The sequence below is a fragment of the Kitasatospora sp. NPDC059648 genome (genome assembly GCF_042734825.1).
Classification (GTDB): Bacteria; Actinomycetota; Actinomycetes; order Streptomycetales; family Streptomycetaceae; genus Kitasatospora.
The window spans coordinates 44,402-67,645 of record NZ_JBHWDU010000013.1; the positions used below are offsets into that span (position 1 = coordinate 44,402).

23 protein-coding genes and 1 riboswitch are annotated in these 23,244 nt (G+C 73.0%); of the genes, 11 read left to right on the plus strand and 12 right to left on the minus strand.

From position 1 onward, the window contains the following. Positions 1-110 precede the first annotated feature (110 nt). The 6 genes from hisG to ACFV1W_RS11085 all read right to left on the minus strand — a co-directional run bounded on the left by hisG (position 111) and on the right by ACFV1W_RS11085 (position 4,610). Entirely contained in the window at positions 111-959 is an 849-nt protein-coding gene (gene hisG, locus ACFV1W_RS11060; RefSeq protein WP_380415195.1) for an ATP phosphoribosyltransferase, read from the minus strand. Positions 960-1,024: 65 nt separating this feature from the next. Next, entirely contained in the window at positions 1,025-1,297 is a 273-nt protein-coding gene (locus ACFV1W_RS11065) for a phosphoribosyl-ATP diphosphatase (RefSeq protein ID WP_380415197.1), read from the minus strand. A gap of 99 nt (positions 1,298-1,396) precedes the next feature. Then, complete coding sequence (gene ribH / locus ACFV1W_RS11070; protein ID WP_380415199.1) at positions 1,397-1,870, minus strand: 6,7-dimethyl-8-ribityllumazine synthase; 474 nt, start codon at positions 1,868-1,870, stop codon at positions 1,397-1,399. A gap of 99 nt (positions 1,871-1,969) precedes the next feature. Further along, positions 1,970-3,241 carry a bifunctional 3,4-dihydroxy-2-butanone-4-phosphate synthase/GTP cyclohydrolase II gene (locus tag ACFV1W_RS11075; protein WP_380415201.1) on the minus strand — a complete coding sequence of 424 codons (1,272 nt, stop codon included), beginning with the start codon at positions 3,239-3,241 and terminating at the stop codon, positions 1,970-1,972. Next, positions 3,238-3,885, minus strand: a complete 648-nt coding sequence (locus ACFV1W_RS11080) for a nicotinamide riboside transporter PnuC (protein ID WP_380415203.1) — start codon at positions 3,883-3,885, stop codon at positions 3,238-3,240. Before ACFV1W_RS11080 ends, ACFV1W_RS11075 begins: the two co-directional genes overlap by 4 nt. Further along, positions 3,882-4,610, minus strand: a complete 729-nt coding sequence (locus ACFV1W_RS11085) for a riboflavin synthase (RefSeq protein WP_380415205.1) — start codon at positions 4,608-4,610, stop codon at positions 3,882-3,884. The genes ACFV1W_RS11080 and ACFV1W_RS11085 overlap by 4 nt, the downstream gene beginning before the upstream one ends. Before the next feature lie 227 nt (positions 4,611-4,837). After that, positions 4,838-4,965, minus strand: a riboswitch (FMN riboswitch). A 237-nt stretch (positions 4,966-5,202) separates the two neighbouring features. Between ACFV1W_RS11085 and ACFV1W_RS11090 the strand changes: the two genes are divergently transcribed. Beyond that, positions 5,203-5,448, plus strand: coding sequence for an SCO4226 family nickel-binding protein (locus ACFV1W_RS11090; RefSeq protein WP_380415207.1), 246 nt, complete (start codon positions 5,203-5,205; stop codon positions 5,446-5,448). Positions 5,449-5,481: 33 nt separating this feature from the next. On the opposite strand, the gene ACFV1W_RS11095 is transcribed toward ACFV1W_RS11090, so the two are convergent. Beyond that, positions 5,482-5,799, minus strand: coding sequence for an antibiotic biosynthesis monooxygenase family protein (locus ACFV1W_RS11095; RefSeq protein ID WP_380415209.1), 318 nt, complete (start codon positions 5,797-5,799; stop codon positions 5,482-5,484). Positions 5,800-6,009: 210 nt separating this feature from the next. On the opposite strand from ACFV1W_RS11095, the gene ACFV1W_RS11100 reads away from it, so the two are divergent. Continuing rightward, positions 6,010-6,705 carry an MSMEG_1061 family FMN-dependent PPOX-type flavoprotein gene (locus ACFV1W_RS11100; RefSeq protein ID WP_380415211.1) on the plus strand — a complete coding sequence of 232 codons (696 nt, stop codon included), beginning with the start codon at positions 6,010-6,012 and terminating at the stop codon, positions 6,703-6,705. A 154-nt stretch (positions 6,706-6,859) separates the two neighbouring features. Here ACFV1W_RS11100 and ACFV1W_RS11105 read toward each other — a convergent pair whose 3' ends face one another. Beyond that, positions 6,860-7,048, minus strand: coding sequence for a YegP family protein (locus tag ACFV1W_RS11105; protein ID WP_380415213.1), 189 nt, complete (start codon positions 7,046-7,048; stop codon positions 6,860-6,862). Positions 7,049-7,225: 177 nt separating this feature from the next. Here ACFV1W_RS11105 and ACFV1W_RS11110 point away from each other — a divergent pair, with 177 nt between their 5' ends. From ACFV1W_RS11110 to ACFV1W_RS11120, 3 genes are all read left to right on the plus strand, one after another. Continuing rightward, positions 7,226-7,642 (plus strand): HIT family protein, encoded by a 417-nt coding sequence (locus ACFV1W_RS11110; protein ID WP_380415215.1) that lies wholly within the window; start codon positions 7,226-7,228, stop codon positions 7,640-7,642. 238 nt (positions 7,643-7,880) lie between these two features. Further along, positions 7,881-8,795 (plus strand): glycoside hydrolase family 19 protein, encoded by a 915-nt coding sequence (locus tag ACFV1W_RS11115; RefSeq protein WP_380415217.1) that lies wholly within the window; start codon positions 7,881-7,883, stop codon positions 8,793-8,795. Positions 8,796-9,082: 287 nt separating this feature from the next. Then, a complete protein-coding gene (locus ACFV1W_RS11120; protein ID WP_380415219.1) occupies positions 9,083-10,138 on the plus strand; it encodes a serine hydrolase domain-containing protein in 1,056 nt (351 codons plus the stop codon). Positions 10,139-10,156: 18 nt separating this feature from the next. On the opposite strand, the gene ACFV1W_RS11125 is transcribed toward ACFV1W_RS11120, so the two are convergent. Continuing rightward, positions 10,157-10,693, minus strand: a complete 537-nt coding sequence (locus ACFV1W_RS11125; protein WP_380415221.1) for a winged helix-turn-helix transcriptional regulator — start codon at positions 10,691-10,693, stop codon at positions 10,157-10,159. Positions 10,694-10,814: 121 nt separating this feature from the next. On the opposite strand from ACFV1W_RS11125, the gene ACFV1W_RS11130 reads away from it, so the two are divergent. The 3 genes from ACFV1W_RS11130 (at position 10,815) to ACFV1W_RS11140 (ending at position 16,832) form a co-directional block, all read left to right on the plus strand. After that, a complete protein-coding gene (locus ACFV1W_RS11130) occupies positions 10,815-12,272 on the plus strand; it encodes an MFS transporter (protein WP_380415222.1) in 1,458 nt (485 codons plus the stop codon). A 364-nt stretch (positions 12,273-12,636) separates the two neighbouring features. Continuing rightward, the gene (locus ACFV1W_RS11135) at positions 12,637-16,317 is read left to right on the plus strand and encodes a SpoIIE family protein phosphatase (protein WP_380415224.1); all 3,681 of its coding nucleotides are present in this window, start codon (positions 12,637-12,639) and stop codon (positions 16,315-16,317) included. Positions 16,318-16,430: 113 nt separating this feature from the next. Continuing rightward, positions 16,431-16,832, plus strand: coding sequence for a nuclear transport factor 2 family protein (locus tag ACFV1W_RS11140; protein WP_380415226.1), 402 nt, complete (start codon positions 16,431-16,433; stop codon positions 16,830-16,832). Positions 16,833-17,089: 257 nt separating this feature from the next. On the opposite strand, the gene ACFV1W_RS11145 is transcribed toward ACFV1W_RS11140, so the two are convergent. The 3 genes from ACFV1W_RS11145 to ACFV1W_RS11155 form a co-directional block, all read right to left on the minus strand. Then, positions 17,090-18,157, minus strand: coding sequence for an S-adenosylmethionine:tRNA ribosyltransferase-isomerase (locus tag ACFV1W_RS11145; protein WP_380415227.1), 1,068 nt, complete (start codon positions 18,155-18,157; stop codon positions 17,090-17,092). Then, positions 18,154-18,948 carry an SDR family NAD(P)-dependent oxidoreductase gene (locus tag ACFV1W_RS11150; protein ID WP_380415228.1) on the minus strand — a complete coding sequence of 265 codons (795 nt, stop codon included), beginning with the start codon at positions 18,946-18,948 and terminating at the stop codon, positions 18,154-18,156. Before ACFV1W_RS11150 ends, ACFV1W_RS11145 begins: the two co-directional genes overlap by 4 nt. Before the next feature lie 72 nt (positions 18,949-19,020). After that, positions 19,021-19,173 carry a hypothetical protein gene (locus ACFV1W_RS11155; protein ID WP_380415230.1) on the minus strand — a complete coding sequence of 51 codons (153 nt, stop codon included), beginning with the start codon at positions 19,171-19,173 and terminating at the stop codon, positions 19,021-19,023. 155 nt (positions 19,174-19,328) lie between these two features. On the opposite strand from ACFV1W_RS11155, the gene ACFV1W_RS11160 reads away from it, so the two are divergent. From ACFV1W_RS11160 to ACFV1W_RS11170, 3 genes are all read left to right on the plus strand, one after another. Beyond that, positions 19,329-20,534: a cytochrome P450 gene (locus ACFV1W_RS11160; RefSeq protein ID WP_380415231.1), complete on the plus strand. Its 1,206-nt coding sequence runs from the start codon at positions 19,329-19,331 to the stop codon at positions 20,532-20,534. Positions 20,535-20,910: 376 nt separating this feature from the next. Next, positions 20,911-21,966: a type III polyketide synthase gene (locus ACFV1W_RS11165; RefSeq protein WP_380415233.1), complete on the plus strand. Its 1,056-nt coding sequence runs from the start codon at positions 20,911-20,913 to the stop codon at positions 21,964-21,966. Positions 21,967-22,262: 296 nt separating this feature from the next. Continuing rightward, positions 22,263-23,120, plus strand: a complete 858-nt coding sequence (locus ACFV1W_RS11170) for a DUF1259 domain-containing protein (protein WP_380415234.1) — start codon at positions 22,263-22,265, stop codon at positions 23,118-23,120. Positions 23,121-23,244 lie beyond the last annotated feature (124 nt).

Here is a 23,244-nt window from a genome sequence, read left to right on the forward strand (position 1 = left end):
ACAGTGGGCGGGGACGCCGGTCGGCGTCCCCGCCCATTGAACCGTTCCTTACCCGCGGATGCGCGAGCAGGTCCTGCGGGCAGCTCGTGTCCGCCGCCCGCGCGTGCAGGTCAGAGGCGGCAGGCGTGGATGTTGGTGACCAGGATCGCCCGGGCGCCGATGCCCCACAGGTCGTCCATGATCTGCTGGGCCTCCTTGCGGAGCACCATCGAGCGGACGGCCACCCAGCCCTCGGTGTGCAGCGGGGAGACGGTCGGCGACTCCAGGCCGGGGGTGAGCGCGACGGCGGCGCTGACCTTCTCGGCGCGGATGTCGTAGTCCATCAGCACGTAGCGGCGGGCCACCAGCACGCCCTGCAGGCGGCGCAGGAACTGCTCGACCCGGGCGTCCTCGCCGGCGCCCTTGGGGCGGATGACCACGGCGTCCGAGATCAGGATCGGCTCGCCGAAGACCTCCAGACCGGCGTTGCGCAGGCTGGTGCCGGTCTCCACCACGTCGGCGATCACGTCGGCGACACCCAGCTGCACCGCGGTCTCGACCGCGCCGTCCAGCTTGGTGACCGTCGCCTTCACGCCGTGGTCGGCGAGGTGCTGCTCGACCAGGCCGGTGTAGGAGGTCGCGATGCGCAGGCCCTCCAGGCCCTTCACGTCCTCGACGTCCACGCCCTCGGGGCGGGCGAAGCGGAAGGTCGACCCGGCGAAGCCGAGGGCGAGCACCTCCTCCGCGTTGGAGTGCGAGTCCAGCAGCAGGTCGCGGCCGGTGATGCCGACGTCGAGGCGGCCGGAGCCGACGTAGACGGCGATGTCGCGCGGGCGGAGGAAGAAGAACTCGACCTCGTTGTTGGGGTCGACGAGCACCAGCTCCTTGGGATCCTTCCGCTGGCGGTAGCCGGCCTCATGGAGCATCTCCGCCGCGGGACCCGAGAGAGAACCCTTGTTGGGGACGGCGATGCGCAGCATGGGAGGTTGCTTCCTTACCTGTAGGGAGGGGTGTGTGCGGGAGCTCGGGTGTGCTGTCGGGTGTTCTAGAGGTATTTGTAGACGTCGTCCAGCGTCAGCCCGCGGGCGATCATCATCACCTGAACGTGGTACAGGAGCTGCGAGATCTCCTCCGCCGTCTGCTCGCCCGACTGGAACTCGGCGGCCATCCAGACCTCGGCGGCCTCCTCGACGACCTTCTTGCCGATCGAATGGACGCCCTGCTGGACCAGCTGGGCGGTGCGGGAGGACGAGGGGTCGCCGGTGGCGGCCTTCTGCTGGAGCTCGGCGAAGAGCTCCTCGAATGTCTTCGAAGCCATGATGGGATTCACCATACGGCGTGCGGGCTGACGGGCGGTAAACGGTCCCGGACCGTGGACGGTCGGCTGGACGTGGTCCGGGACCGGTCACCGGGGCGCTCAGCGGAGGTCGCGGAGAGTCACCGCGGTGGCGACGGCGGCGGTGACGGCCTCGTGGCCCTTGTCCTCGGCGGAACCCGGCAGACCGGCCCGGTCGAGCGCCTGCTCCTCGTTGTCGCAGGTCAGCACGCCGAAACCGACCGGGACGCCGGTGTCCACGCTGACCTGGGTGAGGCCTGCGGTGGCCGCCTGGCAGACGTAGTCGAAGTGCGGGGTGCCGCCGCGGATCACCACCCCGAGGGCGACGACGGCGTCGTAGCCGCGATCGGCGAGGCGCTTGGCGGCGACCGGCAGTTCGAAGGTGCCGGGCACGCGCAGGACGGTCGGCTCGGTGACGCCCAGCTCCTTGAGCGCGCGGTGGGCGCCGTCCAGCAGGCCGTTCATCACCTGGTCGTGCCACTGGGCGGCGATGACCGCGACCTTGAGGTCGGCGGTGCCGTCGATGGTCAGCTCGGGGGCTCCGTGGCCGCTCATGTGGGTGTTCCGTTCTGTCGGTTCGGTGGTCGGTGGAAAGGGCCCGGGGGCAAGGGCGCGGCAGTCGCGGGGCGGGGGCGAAGTCGCGGACGGGGTGCGTCAGGAGCCGAGGCCGGGCAGGTCGTGGCCCATCCGGTCGCGCTTGGTGCGCAGGTAGCGCAGGTTGTGCTCACCCGGCGCGATCTCGACCGCTTCACGCCCCTTGACCTTGAGGCCGTGGTCGGTGAGCGCGGTCAGCTTCTGCGGGTTGTTGGTCAGCAGGGTCAGCGAGCGCACGCCGAGGTCCGCCAGCATCTGCGCCGCGATGCTGTAGTCGCGGGCGTCGGCGGGCAGGCCGAGGTCCAGGTTGGCGTCGACGGTGTCGCGGCCCTGCTCCTGGAGCTCGTACGCGCGCAGCTTGTGCGCCAGGCCGATTCCCCGGCCCTCGTGGCCGCGCAGGTAGAGCACCACGCCGCGGCCGGCCTCGGCGACCCGCTGGAGCGAGGCCTCCAGCTGGGGGCCGCAGTCGCACCGCAGCGAGCCGAACACGTCGCCGGTCAGGCACTCGGAGTGGACCCGCACCAGGACGTCCTCGCCGTCCGGCAGCCGCCCGTCCGGTCCGAGGCCGCCGGCCACCAGCGCGATGTGCTCGATGTCGTCGATGGTGCCCTGGTAACCGACGGCGGTGAACTCGCCGTGCGCGGTGGGCAGGGCGGTGACGGCGGCCCGGTCCACGTGCAGCTCGGTGCGGCGGCGGTACGCGATCAGGTCCTCGATGGAGATGATCGCCAAGCCGTGCTCGCGGGCGAAGGCGACCAGCTCGGGCAGCCGGGCCATGGTGCCGTCGTCGTTGACCACCTCGGCGATCGCCCCGGCCGGCGCCAGCCCGGCGAGCCGGGCCAGGTCCACGGCGGCCTCGGTGTGCCCGGGGCGGACCAGCACGCCGCCCTCGACGGCGCGCAGCGGGAAGACGTGCCCCGGGCGGGTGAGGTCGCCGGGCTCGGTGCCGGGCGAGGAGAGCAGCCGTACCGTCCGGGCGCGGTCGGCGGCGGAGATGCCGGTGTCCACACCCTCGCGGGCGTCCACCGAGACGGTGTAGGCGGTGCCCTTGCGGTCCTCGTTGACCTGGGTCATCGGCGGCAGCTTGAGCCGGTCCAGCTCCGCACCGGTCATCGGGGCGCAGATCACGCCGGAGCTGTAGCGGATGGTGAAGGCCATCAGCTCGGGGGTGGCGGCGGAGGCGGCGAAGACGAGGTCGCCCTCGTTCTCGCGGTCCTCGTCGTCGACCACGACCACCGCGCGGCCGAGCGCGATGTCGGCGATCGCGCGCTCGACCGGGTCGAGGACGAGCTCGTCACCGATGCTGCCGGGGTGAGTCTGGTTCTCGGTCATGCCGTGGCTCCCTGCGGGACGTTGGAGGACGTGGCTCGCGGCTCACGGGTGCTCAGCCACCAGGAGCGCAGGCCGAGCAGCACCAGGACGAAGTAGACGGAGTACGTGAGGCCGGAGAAGGTGTAGCCGCTGTTGAAGGCGAACGGGACGCCGACCGCGTCGACCGCGATCCAGGCGAGCCAGAACTCCAGCCAGCCGCGCGCCTGGGCGACCATCGCGGCGAGCGTGCCGACGAAGATGTAGGCGTCCGACCAGGGGCTCCAGGACAGGCTGGGATAGGCGGTGAACAGCATCGCCAGACCGACCGTGCCGACCGCGGTGCCGGCCACCAGGGCGGCCCGCTCGGGCCAGCTGGCGAACCGTACGGCGATCGTCCCGGTGTCGCGGCGGCCGCGCCGCCACTGCGCCCAGCCCCAGGCGGCGGTGACGATGACGATCAGCTGCTTTCCGATCAGGCCGGGGACGTGACCGCCGAGGTAGGCGGCGATCAGCACGACGCCGGAGAGGAGCTGGACCGGCCAGCTCCAGACCGAGCGGCGCCAGCCGAGCGCCAGGCCGCCGAAGCCGAGCAGGTTGCCGATCATGTCGGCCCACTTCACGTGTTCGCCGAGGACGGTGAACGCCTCGCCGCTGAGCCAGCTCACTTGGTCTCCCCCGTGGTGGTGGTGCGGTCCGTACCCGGCAGGTCCTGCGGGTTCTTCGGGTCGTACGGGTGCTGCGGGTGGGGCAGGTCGGGGAGGGTGCGCGATTCGAGCAGCCGCTCCACGTACTTGGCGAGCACGTCCACTTCGAGGTTGACGCTCTCGCCCAGGGCCTTGGCGCCGAGCGTGGTGAGCGCGAGGGTCGCCGGGATGAGGCTGACGGTGAAGCTGTCGCGGGCCGCCTCCACCACGGTGAGGCTGACGCCGTCGACCGTGATCGAGCCCTTCTCCACCAGGTAGCGGGAGATGGACTCCGGCAGCGAGAAGCGCAGCACCTCCCAGCGCAGGTTGCCGTCCGCGTCACGCTCGCCGGGCTCGCGGCTCAACAGCCGCCCGGTGGCGTCGACATGGCCCTGGACCAGGTGGCCGCCGAGCCGGGCGCCGAGCGCCATCGCGCGCTCCAGGTTGACCGGGGAGCCGGGCTTCAGCTCGCCCAGGCTGGAGCGGTGCAGCGTCTCGGCCATCACGTCGGCGCTGAACTCGCCGGTCTCGGCAGCCAGTTGCTCGGGGCTGTCGACGACGGTCAGGCAGACGCCGTTGACCGCGATGGAGTCCCCGTGGCGCGCACCGTCACGAACGACCGGACCACGCAGGCGGATTCGCGAGGAGTCGCCGATCTCCTCGATCGACACGACCTCGCCGAGCTCTTCGATGATGCCGGTGAACACCCGGGTCTCCTCGCGCTTGGGGCGCGGACTCCGGGGCGGCAGAGGGAGATGACACGGACGGGCGCCGGTGCACAGGCCCGTGCACGACCCGTCGCCGGGGGTGCCGGAGCCGCCGGGAGATCGCTCACCCGGCCCGGGAGACGTTGCTCCCGCCGTTCACCTGACCGTGGTCCGGTCCGATCTCGTGATGGACGCCGATGGACCACGGGTACTGCTCTTCGTCCGCCCGCGCACGCCTCCCATCCGGACTTTAACCGTCGGTCCAGGAATTTCACCTGGTCAACCGGCCGCTGGCTGCGGACGGGTCGCGGACTGTAACCGCCGGTTCGGATTTTCACCGACCCCGGAGTGCGCTGAACGTCACTGCTGTTGACGACATTGTGCCACGCGGGACGCGAGCCGAGGGAGGGTGTTCCGCTGTGGCCTGTTTCACGATCCTGCGGGGAATGCGGGCGGTGGGTGGTGGGAGCCGCGGGGCCGCGGAGGCCGTGCACGGTGTCCGGTGGCGCCGGTGTCCGGTGTCTGGTGGCGCCGGTGCGCGCGGGGGACGAGGCTGGTGGTGGGGCAGGCTTCGGATTCGGAGGCGACGGCGATGAAGTTCATGGACGTCCACCACGGGATGACCGGGATCACGGCGGAGCAGCTCAAGGCGGCCCATGCGGCCGACGCGGCGATCGAGGGCGAGGAGGGCGTGCACTTCGAGCAGGCCTGGGCCGACCCGGTGTCGGGCACGGTGTACTGCCTGTCCGAGGCTCCGTCCAGGGAAGCCGTGCAGCGGGTCCACAGTCGCACCGGGCACCCCGCGGACGAGATCCACTCGGTGCCGCTCTCGGCCTGACGGGGCCGTTCCCGGCGGGAGGGACCGGCCGGTTCAGAGGGTGGCGGGTGCGGCGATCGGCATGAAGTGGGTCACCTCCGGCGGGTGCATGAGGTAGTGCGGTTCGCCCTCCGACCACACCGGCCGGATCCGCCACATCGGCCCCGCGTACCCGCGCAGGGCCTCCTCGTCGCGCCAGCGACTGACCACGAGCACCCGGTGCAGGCTGCCCTCGGCCACCGAGCGCAGCAGTTCACCGCCGAGGCAACCGTCCGTCCTCCCGAGCTGCGGCAGCACCTGGCCGGCCAGGTGTGCGCAGAACTCCTCGATGCGATCGGCCGTGACCTGCCCGGCCCAGATTCTGACGATCACGGCCACCACCTCCGGCTGGCTGGAGTCCCTGGCCCCATTATCAGCGGAAAACCGCTGGTGGGGAGGGGTGGGGCGACTCTTTCACGGAGAGTGTCGAAGGCCCGGGCGGGTGGGGCCGCCGCGGGCGCGGGACGGCGTCCGCGGCGGTGCGTTGGCGGGCCGCGAACCCGGTCCTTCGGCGCGGCGAACGGCCTCGGCTAGATTCGCCGCATGACCCTCACACCGGACGCCGTCGCACCGTCAACCACCGCTCCGGACAGTCCGAACGGCCTGTTCGCCGCCCTCAGCGCGGGCGCCCTCACGGAGCCGGCCCAGCTGCGCGAGGTCTACGAGCAGCCGGGCGAGCACGCGCGCCGCAAGCAGGTCGACCGCCTCCACGAGGTCGCCCAGCGGCTCATAGCCTGCTCCTCGCTGGTGTTCGTCGCCAGCTCCGACGCCGCCGGACGCTGCGACGTCTCCCCGCGCGGCGGGCCGGCCGGGCTGGTCTCCGTGCTCGACGAGTACACCCTGGCCATTCCGGACGCCACCGGCAACAAGCGGTTGGACACCCTGCACAACATCCTGGAGAACGGCCGGGTCGGACTGCTCTTCGTCGTACCCGGCCGGGACACCACGCTGCGCGTCAACGGGCGCGCCTGCGTCTCCACCGACCCGGAACTGCTGCGGCAGCTGACCGCCGTCGGCAAGCCGCCGCGCAGCGCGATCGTGGTGGCCGTGGAGGAGGTGTACGCGCACTGCCCGAAGTCGCTGCTGCGGGGCTCAGCGTGGAAACCGGAGAACTGGCTGGCCGAGGACGCGCAGCCGAGCTCCGCGGAGGTCACGCTGTCACACCTGCGGGACGGGTCGCTGACCATCGAGATGATCGAGCAGACGGAGCGGGAGGCGCTGCTGTACCGGTACGAGTAGGTGGGCCCACGCCTTCGGGCAGACGTGTCGTGCCTCTCCGCGTGCCCCGCTGGTGCGAGGCTGCCCCGCCGCCGGTCCTGCCGCCCGCCCGGCCGGCGGCAGGCCGGGCGGGCGGGGCGGCGACGGACCGGGCGGGTACCGGGCGCACCCCTGCTCAGGCGCGCTTCGGAACGTCGGTGACCGCTGCGCCGTCGGCCGCCCGCCGGACGGCCTCGACGCCCTTGTGGGCGGCGGCCTTGCTGGCGTAGCCCTGGCCGGTGGCGACGATCCCGCCGTTGCCCGCCGTGAGCCGGAACCGGTACTTGCCGCTGGCGTCCTGGTAGACCTCGAACCTGCCCGACATCCGGCCACCTCCTCCTGCGGCACTCGGTGCGCCACGTCGGTCCGTCCCCCTCCCCCTCGCAGCACGGTGCGCTCGGCGCGTGCGCGGGCGCACCCCGTCGGCCGCCGGACGGGTGAAGGCGGGCCGGCCCGGGTTGGCGGGGCTGCCGGGAACTCCGCCGGTGGTTTGAATGGACGGATGGACTGCGTGTTCTGTGCGGTGGTGGCGGGCGAGGAGCCCGCGCACCGGGTGCTGGACGACGGGACGGCGGTGGCCTTCCTGGACCGTCGGCCGCTCTTCCCCGGCCACGTGCTGGTCGTGCCGCGCGCCCATCACCGGACCCTGGCGGACCTGCCCGCCGAGGAGGTCGGACCGTTCTTCCTGCGGGTGCAGCGGGTGGCAGCGGCGGTCGAGCAGGGACTGGGCGCGGCGGGGAGCTTCGTGGCGGCGAACAACCGGATCAGCCAGTCGGTGCCGCACCTGCACGTGCACGTGGTGCCGCGCAATCCGAAGGACGGGCTGCGCGGGTTCTTCTGGCCGCGGGGGAAGTACCCCGACGAGGCGGGGGCGGCGGAGGTCGCGGCCCGGCTGCGGGCGGCCCTCGGGGAGGCGTAGCGCTCCCGAACCCCGACACCCCCGGCGCCTCGACACACACCCCATCAGAAGCGGCTTCCGCTTGGCCTCTTGACAGGTATAGACCAGTCGGCTTGAGTCGGTACCAGCCCCGTACCGGCCAGCACCCCGGACGGCCGTCCCCCCACGACGCGCCGTTCCGCACGGGGCCCGGCTCCCCTGCCCCGACCAGGTCCCTGTCTCGACGACGTGCGGCCCCCACCGCACAAGGGGTGATGACGTGTCAACCAAACGCCTGCTCGCGCTGCTGTCCGCCGTGGTCACGGCGCTCGCACTCGCGGGGCTCCTCCCGGCCTCCGCCAGCGCCGCCGCCTGCGGCACCGCGTGGAGCCCCACCGCCGTGTACACCGGCGGCGCGGCCGTCTCCTACGACGGGCACAACTGGACGGCCAAGTGGTGGACCCAGAACGAGCCGCCGAGCACCGGCGGCTCCGGGGTCTGGGCCGACCAGGGCCCCTGCGGCGGGCCCACCGATCCCGGCCCGACCCCCACTCCGACCCCGACCTCCGACCCGGGCGGATTCCCGGTCAGCCAGGCGCAGTTCGACCGGATGTTCCCGAACCGGAACCCCTTCTACACCCACCAGGGCCTGCTGGACGCGACCGTCGCGTACCCCGGCTTCGCCGCCACCGGCAGCGACACCGTACGGCGGCAGGAGGCCGCGGCCTTCCTCGCCGACGTGAGCCACGAGACCGGCGGTCTGGTCCACGTGGTCGAGCAGAACACCTCCAACTACCCGCACTACTGCGACGCTTCGCAGCCGTACGGGTGCCCGGCCGGGCAGGCCGCGTACTACGGACGCGGGCCGATCCAGCTGAGCTGGAACTTCAACTACAAGGCGGCGGGCGACGCACTCGGCCTCGACCTGCTGAACCACCCGGACCTGGTGCAGACCGATCCGGCCGTCGCGTGGAAGACCGGCCTCTGGTACTGGAACACCCAGAACGGCCCCGGCACCATGACCGCGCACGAGGCGATGGTCAGCGGGCGGGGCTTCGGTGAGACGATCCGCAGCATCAACGGCGCGCTGGAGTGCAACGGCAACAACACTGCGCAGATGCAGCACCGGATCAGCCTGTACCAGGGGTTCGTGGAGATCCTCGGGACGGTGCCCGGGGGCAACCTGAGCTGCTGACGGCGGGTCGGCGGGACCGCCGGTCCGCGGCGGCCGGGTCCACGGTTTCGCGGGACCTCGGGACTGCGGACCTGCGGCGGGCGGCGGGTCGATGCCTTGCCGAAGCGCGCGCCGCCGGGCGGCCCGCCGTCCTGCCGTCCTGCGCTGCTGATCCGGGCGCAGCGGGGCCTACTTCGCGAGGCGCAGCCGCGCGGCGCGGGGCGTACGCCCGTAGGAGCATCCGGAGCGATCGAAATCATTTTCCGGGCGGACGACTTCGCAGGTCGTGGCCGCCTAGGCTCACGTACATGAACGAACTCGCCCGCCTGGTGGAGCAGACCGCCGACCGGCTCGCGGGCCGGCACGTCGGTGTGGTGGTCGCCGGGCTGGCCGGTGATGCCGTGGAGATCCACGGCGCCGGGCGGACGGGGCCCGGCGGCGGGGTGCCCGGGGCGCACACGCTCTTCGACATCGGCTCCGTCACCAAGGTGTTCACGTCGCTCGTGCTCGCCCGGCTGGCGCTCGACGGCATGGTGCGGCTCGACGAGCCGCTCACCGAGGTGCTCCCCGGCCGGGCGGCCGTCCCGGCCCGGGGCGGCCAGCCGATCACGCTGCGGCACCTCGCCACCCACACCTCGGGGCTCCCCCGGCTGCCCCGGGGCATGGTGGCGCGCGCCCTGCTCCAACCCAACCGGCCCGATCCGTACGCCCATTGCACCGCCGAGCGAATACTGTCCGGGCTCGCCCGGACGAGACTGCACTCCGCACCCGGGCGCAGCTTCCGCTACTCCAACCTCGGCGCCGGGCTGCTCGGCATGGCCCTCGCCCACCGGGCCGGCACCGGGTACGAGGAACTGGTGACCCAGGAGGTCTGCGCGCCGCTGGGGCTGGCCGACACCTGTCTGCGGCCCGGCGCGGAACAGTCCGAACGGCTGGCGCACGGCCATGCGCCGGGCGGGCGGCCGGTGCCCTCCTGGGACCTGGCCGCGCTTCCGGCCATGGGCGGGCTGCGCTCGACCGCGGCCGACCTCGCGGTGTTCCTGCGGGCGCAGCTGGCCGCCGAACGCGAGCCCGACGCTCCGCTGGCGCCCGCGATCCTGCTCACCCGGGAGACCAGGCACCGGGTCAACCCGTTCGCCTGGGCACACCTCGGCTGGCTCGGCCACCGGCTGCACGCCCAGCAGGGCAGGCACCTCCAGCTGTGGCACAACGGGGGGACGGGCGGGTCCAGCTCCTTCGTCGCTTTCGACCCGGAACAGCAGGTGGGGGTGGCGGTGCTGGCCAACACCCGGCGGTCGGTGGACCCGGCGGGCACGGCGCTGCTGCGCAGGCTGCAGATCGGATTCGGCGCAGCGAGGAGCTGACGGGCCCCGTGGTGCCCGCTACGCCGCCGCCGAGGCGACCGGTTCGAGCAGCAGGTGGGGGCGGACCAGGGCTCGGGAGACCGGGTCGTCGCGGTGGCCGCCGGTACGGGCGGGGTTGGGGCGCATGACGACCTCGGCCGGGGGAACGGGCCCGCCGCCGCACTCGGGGCAGGCGCCGACGAGGTCCAGGTCGGTGCCGCAACGGGCGTGCGCGAACAGGTGGTGCGGGCCGCCGTCGGTGGCGTGCCGGCCACCCCAGCGACTCAACTGGTAGAGCGGCCCCCAGAGTTCGAGGCCGGTCTCGGTGAGCAGGTAGCCGTGGCGCAGCGGCGCCTGCTGGTACGGCTCCTTGCGCAGCACCCCGGCCGCGACCAGGGCGTTGAGCCGGGCGGTGAGCACGGCGCGCGGGATGCCGAGGTGGGCGAGGAAGTCGTTGAAGCGCTGCACGCCGTAGAACGCGTCGCGGACGATCAGCAGGCTCCAGCGCTCGCCGACCACCTCCAGGGCGCGGGCCAGTGCGCACTCCTGCAGTTCGTAGTCGGTTCCCAACGCCATGCGGGCCAGCGTAGTCCACTCCCAGGAGAGGTTCAATGAACAGACCAGCAGTGGTAGCGTGCTGCCGAAGATGAAGGTTCATTCACCAGACTCATTGGTCCAGCTTCCGGAGGGAACACCCATGTCCCCCGCACCACCCGGCTCCGCCCCCGTCACCGGGCCCGTCCGACCTACCGCCACCCTGGCCGTCACGGCGGCCGCGACCGCCCTGACCACCGTCGCCTACACCGCGCCCACCGCCTCGCTCGCCGCCACCGCCCAGGCCGCCCACCTCGGCGCCTCCGGTCGCACCTGGATCCTCACCGGCACCCTGGTCGGCATCTCGACACTGCTCCTCACGGCCGGCAGCGCCGCCGACGACCACGGCCGCAAGCGGGTCTTCACCTTCGGCATGCTGCTGTTCGCCGCCGCCGAGGCCCTCGCCGCACTCGCCCCCGCCGGCGCCGTCTACCTGGCCGCGCGGGTGCTGCTCGGCGTCGCCTCGGCCGCCGTCCTGGCTCCCGCACTCGGGCTGGTCAGCCAGGCCCACCCGGCCGGGCCGGACCGCATCCGGGCCCTCGGCATCTGGGGCGCGGCCGTCGGCCTCGGCATCGCGGTCGGACCGGTCTACGGCGCGCTCGTCCAGCAGTGGGCCGGCTGGCGCGCGGTCAGCGGCGGGCTCGCCGTGGTCTCGGCCGCCGTGGCCGCCTGCGCCACCGCCTGCCTCACCGAGTCCCGGGCCGAACGCCCCCGCGCGCTCGACCCGTACGGCGTCCTGACCCTCACCACCGGGACCTCCCTGCTCATCGCCGGTCTCGCCGAGGGCCGCAGCGGCTGGGGACGGCCCTTGGTGGTGGCCCTGCTCGCGGGCGGGGTGCTGCTGCTCGCGGCCTTCGCGCTCGTCGAGGCGAAGGTCCGCGAACCGATGCTCGACCTCGCCCTGTTCCGCAGCCCCGGCTTCATCGCCGCGACCGGCGGCGCCATGTTCACCGGACTCTCGCTGGTCGGCTTCATGAGCTACCTGCCCACCCTGCTCCAGGGCGTGCTCGGCCTCTCCGGTCTGGCCGCGGGCGGAGTACTGGCCATCTGGTCGGGCCTCTCCGTGCTCTCCGCCCTCCAGGCCCGACGGCTGGCCGCGCGTCTCTCGGCCACCGCCCAGGTCGCCCTCGGCCTGCTGGTCTGCGGTCTCGGCGAGGGCGGACTCCACGGACTCACTCCCAGCGCCGGCTGGCTCCGGCTCGCCCCCGGCCTCGCGGTCGCCGGCGTCGGCAGTGGCGTCCTCAACGCGGCCCTCGCCCGGCTCGCGGTCAGCAGCGTCCCCGCCCACCGGGCCGCCATGGGCTCCGGCGCCAACAACACGTCCCGCTACATCGGCTCAGCCCTGGGCGTGGCCGTCACTGTCGCCGTCGCCGGCTCCGCCCGCCCCACCACCCCCGGCCCCGGCGCCGCCGCCCACGCCCTGGCCACCGGCACCGACCGCGCGGTTCTGGTCGCCGCCGCCCTCTGCCTCCTCGGCGCCGCCCTGACCCTCGCCACCCGCACCCCCGAACCCCGCCCCCGACCCGTACCCCCCGTCCCCGAACACGCCACCACCCGGTGACCCGGCACAGGAGGTCGGGCCCACCGACTTCCTGTGCACGGCAACCCCTCCCAACACGGCAAGCCACACTGCTCCGTGGCCCGCGCCTGGCTCGGCGCACCGCAGAAAGCCGCCACCGCCGACCTCCCACGCACAACAACCCACCGCTACCACCTCGGCGGCCCCGAAAATCAGTGAGGCTGCACCTCTTCCGCCAGGCACCACACACCCCGGTCCGCAACCGACACAGGCATTCACGTCGCCGCCGACCAGCGCGCCCGGACGACCGCGCGGCCAGTCACGATGAGCGCGGCCCGGGTGCTGCGTGCGAGGATGGCAGGGCTGGTGGGAACGAGTTCCCGGGTGGTTGGGCGGTCCTCTGGCCATGGTGAACGACGACGGACAGCGCCGGGGGGACCCTCAGCAGGACGCCCTGCTGATGGTGCCGATCGCCACCGCGCTGGTCGCGGCCGACGGGCGGATCCTGCACTGGAGCGACGACGCGGAGGCGCTGCTCGGTTACCGTGCGGACGAGGCCGTGGGCGCGAAGGCGGCCAAGCTGCTGACCTCGGTCGAGCAGCGGCCCGAGGTGCTGGAGCTGTTCGGGGACATCCTGGCGGGCCGGGAGTGGTCGGGGGTGTTCCCGGTTCGGCACCGGGACGGGCACCTGGTGAACCTGGAGTTCCGCACCCATCCGGTCCAGGGGCCGGACGGGGCTCCGCTGGTGCTGGCGGTGGCCTCAGAGGTGACCACGCTGCGGCGGATCCAGGCGGATCTGGCCGTGCTGGACGGTTTCTTCACCCAGTCCCCCGTGGGCATGGCCGTGTTCGACAACGAGCTGCGATTCGTCAGGCTGAACGAGGCGCTGGCACGGGCCAACGGCCTGGCCGCCGAGGCGCACCTGGGCCGCCGGCTGACCGAGGTGCTGCCGGGGATCAACGCCGCGGAGGCCGAGGCGGTGATGCGGCAGGTGCTGGCGAACGGTCTTCCGGTGGTGGACTTCCGTTCGCACGGCCGCACACCGGGGAATCCGCATCGCGACAGAGCCTGGTCCGCCTCGTACTTCCGGCTCGCGGACCGGGGCGGGCGGGTGCTCGGGGTGAGTGCGACCATCATCGATGTGACGGAACGTTACCGCGCCGACGCCCGGGCGGCCCGGGCGCAGGAGCGGCTGTCACTGCTGGTGGACGCGACCGCCTCGATCGGCACCACGCTGGACCTGCGGCAGACCGCCCGCGAGCTGGCCGACGCGATGGTGCCCAGGGTCGCGGACATCAGCGGGGTGTTCGCCCTGGAGGCGCTGATCGCCGGGCGCAACGTCGAGCCGCCCGCCCCTGACGCCACGCAGCCGGTGCGCCGCCTGGCGTTGGCGACGTCCGACCCGCTGTACCCGGCCGACGCGCTGCCGGTGGACTCGGTCTACGACCTGCCGCCGGACTCCCCGTACGCCCGGGCGATGATCACCGGACGGACGGTGGTGGTGCCGTCCTGGGAGCTGTCGCCGCTGGCCGACGGCCTCAGCGAGAGCCGCCGCCAGGCGTTCCTCGGCGACCGACCGCGTTCGGTGCGGATCACGCCACTGGTAGCGCGCGGCACCACGCTCGGCATGGTGGTGTACTCACGGCGCGGCGAGCGGGAGTCCTTCGCCGAGGCCGACATCACGCTCGGCGACGAGCTGGCCTCGCGCGCGGCGGTCGCGATCGACAACGCCCGGCTGTACCTGCGCCAGCACCAGACGGTGCTGGCCCGGCAGCAGGCGCTGCGCGAGGCGAAGGCCGCGCAGGAGCGGCTGGCACTGGTGAACGCCGCGTCGGCCCGGATCGGCACCACGCTCGATCTCGACCGGACCGCCCAGGAGTTGGCCGAGGTGGCGACGCCCCGGCTGGCCGACACCGTGGTGGTGGAGGTGCTGGAGGAGCTGGTCCGGGGCGAGCGCGAGGTACGGGCCCCGGCGGACGGCTCGGCGTTGCTGCGGCGGATGGCGTTCCATTCGGTGCGCGGCTCGACCCTGGCGCCGATCAACCGGCTGGGCGGGGTGCACCGCTTCCTGCCGGGTTCGCCGTACGCGTGGAGCCTGGCGCACCGCAAGCCGGTGCTGGTGCCCCGGATGGACGAGGAGGGCATGGCCTGGTTCGCCGAGGACCCGGTGCGCACCGCCGCCGTACGGGAGCAGAACGTGCGCTCGCTCATGGTCGTGCCGCTGATCGCGCGCGGCAATCCGGTCGGCGTCGCGGGCTTCTACCGGACCCTGGTGGAACGCCCGTACGGGGACGAGGACCTGGCGCTGGCAGGGGAGTTGGCGGTGCGGGCGGCGGTGTCGATCGACAACGCCCTGCTGTTCACCCGCGAACGCGACGCGGCCGCCGCCCGGCAACGGGCGCTGGACGAGGCGTGGGCCGCCCAGCAGCGGCTGGGTCTGCTGAACGAGGCCAGCAACCGGATCGGCACCACCCTCGATCTGCACCGCACCGCGAGGGAGTTGGTGGACGTGGTGCTCCCGCGCTTCGCCGACTTCGTCACGGTGGACCTGCGCGACGCCGTGCTCGGCGGCGAGGAGCCCGGCCCGGTGCCGAGCGACGGGCCGGTGCTGATGCGGGCGGTGGCGGTCGGCGACTCGGCGCCGGACGGCAGCATGACGGCGGCGGCCGACCAGGTGGGCGAGACCTCGCAGTCGGCCGAGGTGTACGCGCAGAGCCTGCGCACCCGGCGGTCGGTCCTGGTGTCCGCGGTGACCGAGAAGGAGCTGCGGCGGATCGTCGCCTCCCCCGACCGGGTGCAGCCGGGGCTGGCCGCCGGGGTGCACTCGTACCTGATGGTGCCGTTGGTCGCGCGCGGACTCGTGCTGGGCGGTGCGGAGTTCGTCCGTACCCACAATCCCGTGCCGTTCGGCCCGGCGGACCGGTCGCTGGCCGAGGAGCTGGCCGCGCGCACTGCGCTGGCGATCGACAACGCCCGGCTCTACCGCCGCGAGCGGGACACCGCGCTCACCCTCCAACGCAGCCTGCTGCCACAGGAGATCCACCGCACCATCGGCCTGGAGCTCGCCTACCGCTACCTGCCCAGCAGCGTGGTCAGCGAGGTCGGCGGCGACTGGTTCGACGTGGTGCCGCTCTCCTTGGGGCGGGTCGCGCTGATCGTCGGCGACGTGATGGGCCACGGCATCCGGGCGGCCGCCACCATGGGCCAACTCCGGACAGTGGCAAGGACGTTGATGACCCTGGAGCTCAACCCGACGCGGGTGCTGCACCGGCTGGACGAGGCCACCGCGGCACTCGGCGAGGGCCAGTTCGCCACCTGCGTCTGTGTGGTCTACGACCCGGCCGACCGCAGCTGCACCGCCGCCTGCGCCGGCCACCTGCCGCCCGTGGTCGCCGACACCGAGGGCAACGCCCGTCTCGTCGACCTGCCGCCCGGCGCGCCGCTGGGCGTGGGTGGAGTCCCCTTCGAGAGCGTCGAGTTCACCCTTCCCGAGCAGGCCATCCTGACCCTCTACACCGACGGCCTGGTCGAACGCCGGGGCCGCGACCTCGACGAGGGCCTGCGACTGCTCTGCCGTACGGTCGCCGACCGGAGCCGCTCGCTGGAACAGACCTGCGACGCCGTCCTGACCCGGCTCACCGGGCGCACCGCCGAGGACGACATCGCCGTCATCATGGCGCAGGTCCGCCCGGAGGGCGCCGACCTGATCGCCTCCCTGCCGCTCAGCGGTGACCACGCGATGGTCGCCCACTCGCGCCGCTTCACCCGCGAGACGCTCACCGCCTGGGGCCTGACCGCGCTCATCGACTGGGCCGAGCTGCTCACCAGCGAGCTGATCACCAACGCCCTGGTGCACGCCGGATCCCCCACCCAGCTGCGCCTGTTCTGCAACCGGGTGCTCACCGTGGTGGTCGCCGACCGGGAGAGCGCGACGCCCCGGATCCGCCACGCCCGCAACGAGGACGAGGGCGGTCGCGGCATCCACCTGGTCAACGAGCTGGCGCACCGCTGGGGCAGCCGCCGGACCGCAGAGGGCAAGGTGGTCTGGTTCGAGCTGGAGCTGCCACCGGGGTACCCGACCGCGTGAACAACCGATCGTTGTCGGACCGGGCCGGGGGTTGTTGGCCGCCCGTACGGCCGCTGGGCTTTGCTGGTGCCACGGCGGGAGAGCCCCGACCGGACGGACCAGAGGAGCCCACCGTGCAGACCGATGCCCGCACCGTCGTCACCGAGTACATCACCCGGCTCGCCGCGGGCGAACGGGACACCGCCATCGCCCTGTTCGCCGAGGACGCCACCTGGACCTATCCGGGCAGCCTCGAACTCTCCCGCACCTGGCGCGGCAAGCAGGAGATCTTCGGTGACTTCCTCGGCCGGGTCGGCACCCTCTTCGCCCCGGACGGCCTGCCGACCCTCACCCTCACCCGCGTCCTCGCCGACGGCTCGCAGGCGGTGGCCGAGTGGACCGCCGTCGGAAAGGCCGCCAACGGCGCTGCGTACGAGAACCACTGCCTGGGCGTGTTCACCGTCGAGAACGGCCTGATCACCGCCGTCCGCGAGTACCTGGACACCCACCACGTGGCGCAGACCCTGCTGGCCTGAACGGCCTTCCGTCGGGTCGGTGCCGTGATCGCCTGCTCGCCAGGGGGCGGGGCGGGGCTGGCGGTGGACCATCGGCGGTGCCGCTGGGGGACGCCGGCAGGGCGACCGGCAACACCGCGCCGGCTGCCGCCGAGGTCGGCGGCAGCCGGCTGGTCCTCGCCGCCGCGACGACGGCCGGTCAAGGCCCAGGGCACCGCGGTGGACCGCACCGTCGTACAGCTGGTCGCCATGGACGCCGCCTATACCGTCCGACCTGCTCAGTCCGGCAGCAGCAGGTTGACGTCGCCGAACTCGTGCCACAGGTACCGCCCTTGGACGGCCTCGCGATAGCAGGCCGTCAGCAGCGGGCGCCCCGCGACGGCGGCCAGCATCAGCAGGTGGGAGGCGCGCGGCTCGTGCCAGCCGGTGAGCAGCCCGTCCACCGCGCGCACCCCGCGCTCCGGGGTGATCACCAACTCCGTCCAGCCGTCCGTCTCCTGGAGCGTGCCGTCCGGCCCGACGGCCGACTCCAGGGCGCGGACGACGGTGGTGCCGACGGCGATCACCCGTCCGCCCCCGGCCCGGACGTGGCCGACCAGCCGGGCGGTGGCGGCGGGGACGTGGAAGCGCTCCGCGTACGGGGCCTCGTGCGCCTCCGGCGAGGCCACCCCGGTGTGCAGGGTGACGGGAGTGACCAGCACGCCCCGACCGGCCAGCCGGGCCACCACCTCCGGCGAGAACGGGCGTGCGGCACTGGGCATTTCGCTGCTGCCCGGCACGCTGGCGAAGACCGTCTGGTAAGCCTCGATCGGCCAGTCGCGGTCCACGTAGCCGTACCGGATCGCCCGGCCGTGCACCTCCAGGTACGGCAACAGGGCTGCGGGAAGGGACAGTTCGGCATACCAGAGGCGTTCGGTGAAGGGCTGCACCAGCTCGGCCGCGCCACCGGCCGGCAGTGCGACGCGCAGCCCCGGCCGGGCCGGGGACTCCCGCGGCGGGTAGTAGGAAGCTGCCGAGCCCGGCACCTGTCGGCGCAACTCGACCAGGTGGGCGCCCAGTTGGTCCGGCTGCGCCGAGGACAGGTGCAGGGCGACCGGGGTGCCGTCGGGCAGTCGGCCCGGCAGGGCGGCCGGGAGGGTGGCCGAGTTGTTGACCACCAGGAGGTCCCCCGGGCGCAGCGCTTCGGGCAGGTCGGTGAAACGGCGGTGCTCCACGGCACCGGTGGCGCGGCGGCCGACCAGCATCCGTACGCCGTCGCGGGCGCCGCCGCGCGCCTCCGCCGGTGCGCGGGCGGAGAGTTCGGGCGGGACGGTGACGTCGATCGCCGGCTCGGCCAGGGTCGTCATCGCCCACCCCGGTCGGCCGCCGGCCCCTGTTCGGCGGCCGGTGCCCGGTCGGCATCCGGCGCCGCCGCCAGGTCCTCCGCGCGGTAGCGGCCGGAGGGAGTGCGGTCGCGCAGCAGCCCGAGCAGAACGGGCGCGACCTGCGCGGGCAGCGGCTCGCCGGAGATGTCCTCGGCGGGGCTGGCCTCCTGCAGCATCCGGGTGCACATGCTGCCCGGGTCGACCGCCCAGACCCTCAACTCCTCTTCCTCCCGCGCCAGTACGGCGGTGGCCAGGTCGAGCGCGGCCTTGCTGGCGCCGTAACCGCCCCAACCGAGGTAGGGCTCCACGGCGGCGTCCGAGCTGATGTTGAGGACGGCACCCGAGTGGGCGCGCAGTTGGGGCAGGACGAGCTGGGTGAGGGCGATCGGGGCGAGCGCGTTGACCTCGAAGAGCTCCAGCAGGTCCGGCAGCGGGAAGTCGGCCAGCCGGGGCAGCGGTTCGGCGCCGGGGCCGGTGGCGCCGTTGAGCGAACCGGCGTTGTTGACCAACAGGCTCGCGCCGCCGAGGCCTTCGGCGGCCTCGGCCAGGTGGGCACGGTGGTCGTCGTCGACGATCGAGCCCGGTAGGGCGACGGCCTTGGTGACGGCGGCCAAGGCCACCTCGGCCTCGGCGAGTTCGGCCTCGCCGCGGGCGGTGATGACCAGCTGCCAGCCATCGGCGGCGAGGGCGTGCGCGAGGGCCAGTCCGAGGCCGCGGGAGGCGCCGGTGACCAGAGCGACGGGGGCGGAGTCGGTGCGCTGTGCTGCGTTCATGCCCCCACGATCGCGCCGCGGGGTCGGGCGGCGGATCGGCCCCGGGGCCCGGGAGCCCGTCGTTCGTTCGGCCTAGTACTGCCGGGGTGCTTGCAGGACGAGGTCCGGCTCGTCGGCTCTGGCCTCGTCCTTCGTGGTGACCGACGCGGGCCCGGTTCGGCCGGACGGGGCACCGTACCCGGCGGTTGTGACCTCCAGGTCGTCCACGGTCGGATCGCCGTCCACGGGGCACCGGCACCCCTGTCACTGATCAGCCCGGATGAATTACCGGTGGTCCCGCGCCTCCACCGGTGTGTGCGGCCGACCGATCGGGTACCGGTGCTCAGTCCACTTCGTCCGCCTCACTGTCCGGCCCGCACGGCCCAGACCTGGAGGTCCGCATGTCCACCGACTCCAGCGCACGGCACTGCCCGTTCGACTTCGCCGAAGCACTTGAGTTCGACCCGACGCTCCGGGAGCTCATGAACGACGCACCGGCCAGCCGCATCCGCCTCCCCTACGGCGAGGGGGAGGCTTGGCTCGTCACGGGGTACGACGACGTACGCACGGTGACCACTGACCGGCGTTTCAGCCGCCACGCCATCGTCGGCCGGGACTTCCCGCGCATGACCCCCGAGCCGATCGTCCAGGCCGAGGCGATCAACGTCATGGACCCGCCCGCCAGCGCCCGCCTGCGCAGCCTGGTCTCCAAGGGCTTCACACCCGACCACATCGAGCGGATGAGGGACCGTACCCAGCACGTGGTGAACGAGCTGCTGGACCGGATGCGGGACCAGGGTCCCCCGGCCGACCTGATGGAGCACCTGGCCCACCCGCTCCCGCTGATCACGATCTGCGAGGTCCTGGAGATCCCCGAGACCGACAGCGCACAGCTGCGGGCCAACGCCCGGACGATGATGAACATGGACCTGGACAACAAGCCGAACGCGGTGCGGGCCAAGGCCGACCTGCGGGCGTACTTCGCCGAGCTGACGGCCGAACGGCGCAGGAACCCCGGTGACGACCTGATCAGCGCGCTGGCCACGGCCCGCGACGGGGACGAGGTCCTCGACGACCAGGAACTCACCGTGATGGCCATGGTCCTGCTGATCACCGGCCAGGACACCACGACGTACCAGCTCGGAAACCTCTCGTACACCATCCTCACCCGGCCGGACGTGCGCGCCTTCCTGCGCGAGCGGCCCGAGATGCTCACCCAGGTGATCCATGAGATGCTCCGCCTCATCCCGTTCCGCAAGGGCGTCGGCATCCCCCGGGTGGCCCTTGAGGACGTGGAGCTGAGCGGGGTGACGATCCCGGCGGGGGACATCGTGCACGTCTCCTACCTGACCGCCAACCGGGACGCCCGCCGGTTCGAGCGGCCCGACGAGCTGGACCTGGAGCGGACCAGCCCCTCCCACATGACCTTCGGCTGGGGCGCGCACCACTGCCTCGGCGCACCGCTGGCCGTCACCGAACTCGAAGTCGCCCTCGGGACTCTGCTGGAGCGCTTTCCCAGGATCGCGCTGGCGAAGCCGGCCGCGGAGCTGGCGTGGAACACCTCGTCGATCTGGCGCTACCCGCTCGGGCTGCCGGTCACCTGGTGACGGCGCCCCGACGCCCCGGCGCTCGCCCGCCGCCGCCTCGCTTCGGCCATCGCCGTGCACCTCGGCCCGCCCACCTCGGCCCGCCCACCTCGGCCCGCGCACGTCGGAGTATGCGGGCCGAGGTGCGTGCTGGACCCACCTTCCGTAGATTGGGCTGACGTGGCCCGAACCAACTCGCGGCCGGCGCAACCATCCGCACAGCGAGCCTCCGATCCTCGCTCTGCCGACTCGTCTGCCGCCCGGTTGGGTTCCGCCCGGTGAGTCCCGCCGCCGCGCCGGTCTCCACGCGTCCGGCTCGCAGCGGCTGCCGGCGAGTGCTGAATTCCCCGCCTCGCCGGGGTCCCACCGGGAACTCCGCCTGTCAGGAGGAAGTCCCATGGCCGTTCTGTGCAAGCCGGCGATAGCCGTGCCGGAGAACGTCATCACCAACGAGGAAACCCTCGAACTGGCGCGCAGACTCCACCACGACCATCCCCAGCTCGATCTGGCGTTGCGCCTCATCAAGAACACCGGGGTGCAGACCCGGCATCTGATCCAACCCATCGACGTGGTGCTGAAGCACCCGGGGTTCGACGAGCGCAGCGCCGTCTTCGAGGCGGAGTCCAAGGCCCGCGTCCCGACGGTGGTGATCAGGGCCCTCGAAACAGCTCAGGTGGAGCCGTCCCAGATCGACCTGATCGTCTACGTGTCGTGCACCGGCTTCATGATGCCGTCGCTCACGGCGTGGCTGATCAACAAGCTGGGCTTCCGGCCGGAGACCCGGCAGTTGCCGATCGCCCAACTGGGCTGTGCGGCCGGCGGCGCGGCGGTGAACCGGGCTCATGACTTCTGCTCGGCCTACCCGGGCGCCAACGTGCTGATCGTGGCCTGCGAGTTCTGCTCGCTGTGCTACCAGCCCACCGACCTGGGCGTGGGGTCGCTGCTGTCCAACGGCCTGTTCGGCGACGGGATCGCCGCCGCCGTGGTCCGGGGCGAGGGCGGCACCGGGATCCGGTTGGAGCGCAACGGCTCGTACCTCATCCCGAACACCGAGGAGTGGATCTCCTACGCGGTCCGCCCCACCGGGTTCCACTTCCAGCTGGACAAGCGGGTGCCAGGGACGATGGAGCCCCTCAGCCCTGCCCTGCGTGCGGTCGCCGAGCAGCACCGGTGGGACGTGGGCATGCTGGACTTCTACATCATCCACGCCGGCGGTCCACGGATCCTGGACGACCTGAGCCGCTTCCTGAAGGTGCCGCCCGAGGCGTTCCGGTTCAGCCGGGCCACCCTCACGCAGTACGGCAACATCGCCAGTGCGGTCGTGCTCGACGCCCTGGCCCGGATGTTCGACGAGAAGTCGGCGCTCGACGGCCACCACGGGCTGATGGCCGGGTTCGGCCCGGGCATCACCGCCGAGATGTCCCTGGGCACCTGGGCCTCACCCGGTTCCTGACCGGAAGTCGAACCGTTCCCCCATCCGATCGTTCGCCCGGCCGCCCACACCCCTGGCGGCCGGCCCGGACGGGAGCCGGTCCCCGCGCCGCCGAGGCACGACGCGGGGACCGGCTCCCGTCCCCGCTTCGGGCCCTGGAGGTGCCTGTGAAGACCGAATACGCAACACCCGGGAACCCTGTTCCCCCCGCTCTACGGCGACGACCACTGCTGGCGGCGGCCGGACTGCTACCAGTGCTGGCCGGCCTGGCGGGGGCCGTGGCCACGCGGAAGGCCACAGCCCATGGTTCGGGCGGCATGGGGCCCGCCCCCACCCCGGTGACCACCAGCGAGGCGGACTGGGTCGACGTCGCGCGCGCGCTCGGCCGCCCGGGCAACCTCATCCGCTCGACCTACCACCACACACCCTTCCCGCGGCACGACCTGCACGTGGTCAGTCGCGGCGTCGTCATCACCCCCGGGCTCGCGCTGGGCTCGCACGCCTCCTTCGTCCGGTACGACGACGGCAGCACCCTGATGATGGGCGATCTGGTGGTGACCGGGGAGGAACTGCCGGCGTTCACCGACGCGCTCCAGGCTCAGGGGATCGCCCTGACCGCCCTCCACAAGCACCTTCCGGAGCAGTGGCCGGACGTCTGGTGGACCCATGTCTGCGCACACGGCCACGACGCCGTGGCGCTGGCCCGTGGGCTGCGGAGCGCGCTCGACCGCACCGGCACGCCGGCACCGCGCCCGCCCGCACCGCACCTGCCCCTCGATCTGGACACCGCCGGCATCGACGCCGCGCTGGGGGCCGTCGGCAGCAGCGGCGAGGACGTCCACACGTGCATCTTCGTCCGCCGCGAGACCATCGTCGACGAGGGGCACGTCCTGCCACCCGGCCTGGGCGCGACCTCGGCCTTCAACTTCCAGCCGCTCGGCGGGGGACGGGCCGCGCTCAGCGGCGACCTCGCCATGGTCGCCACCGAGGTCCAGGAGGTGCTCACGGTGCTGCGGCGGGGCGGCATCGACCTCGTCGAGCTCCACAACCACGGCCTGACGGACGAACCGCGCCTCTTCTTCACCCACATCTGGGCCCGGGGCGATGCCGTGGACCTGGCCAGACGGGTCCGCCCCGCGGTCGCGGCCACCAATGTCGTAGTCGCCCCCACCTGACCGACCGGTGGGGATTCCCGGCCCTCCCCCGTGGTGGGCCACCCCCGGGGGGGAGCACCGCCGCGCCCCGGCCCCCGCCAGCGCGCCCGGCCCCCGCCCCCCCCCCAACTAGAGGCGCGCGAAC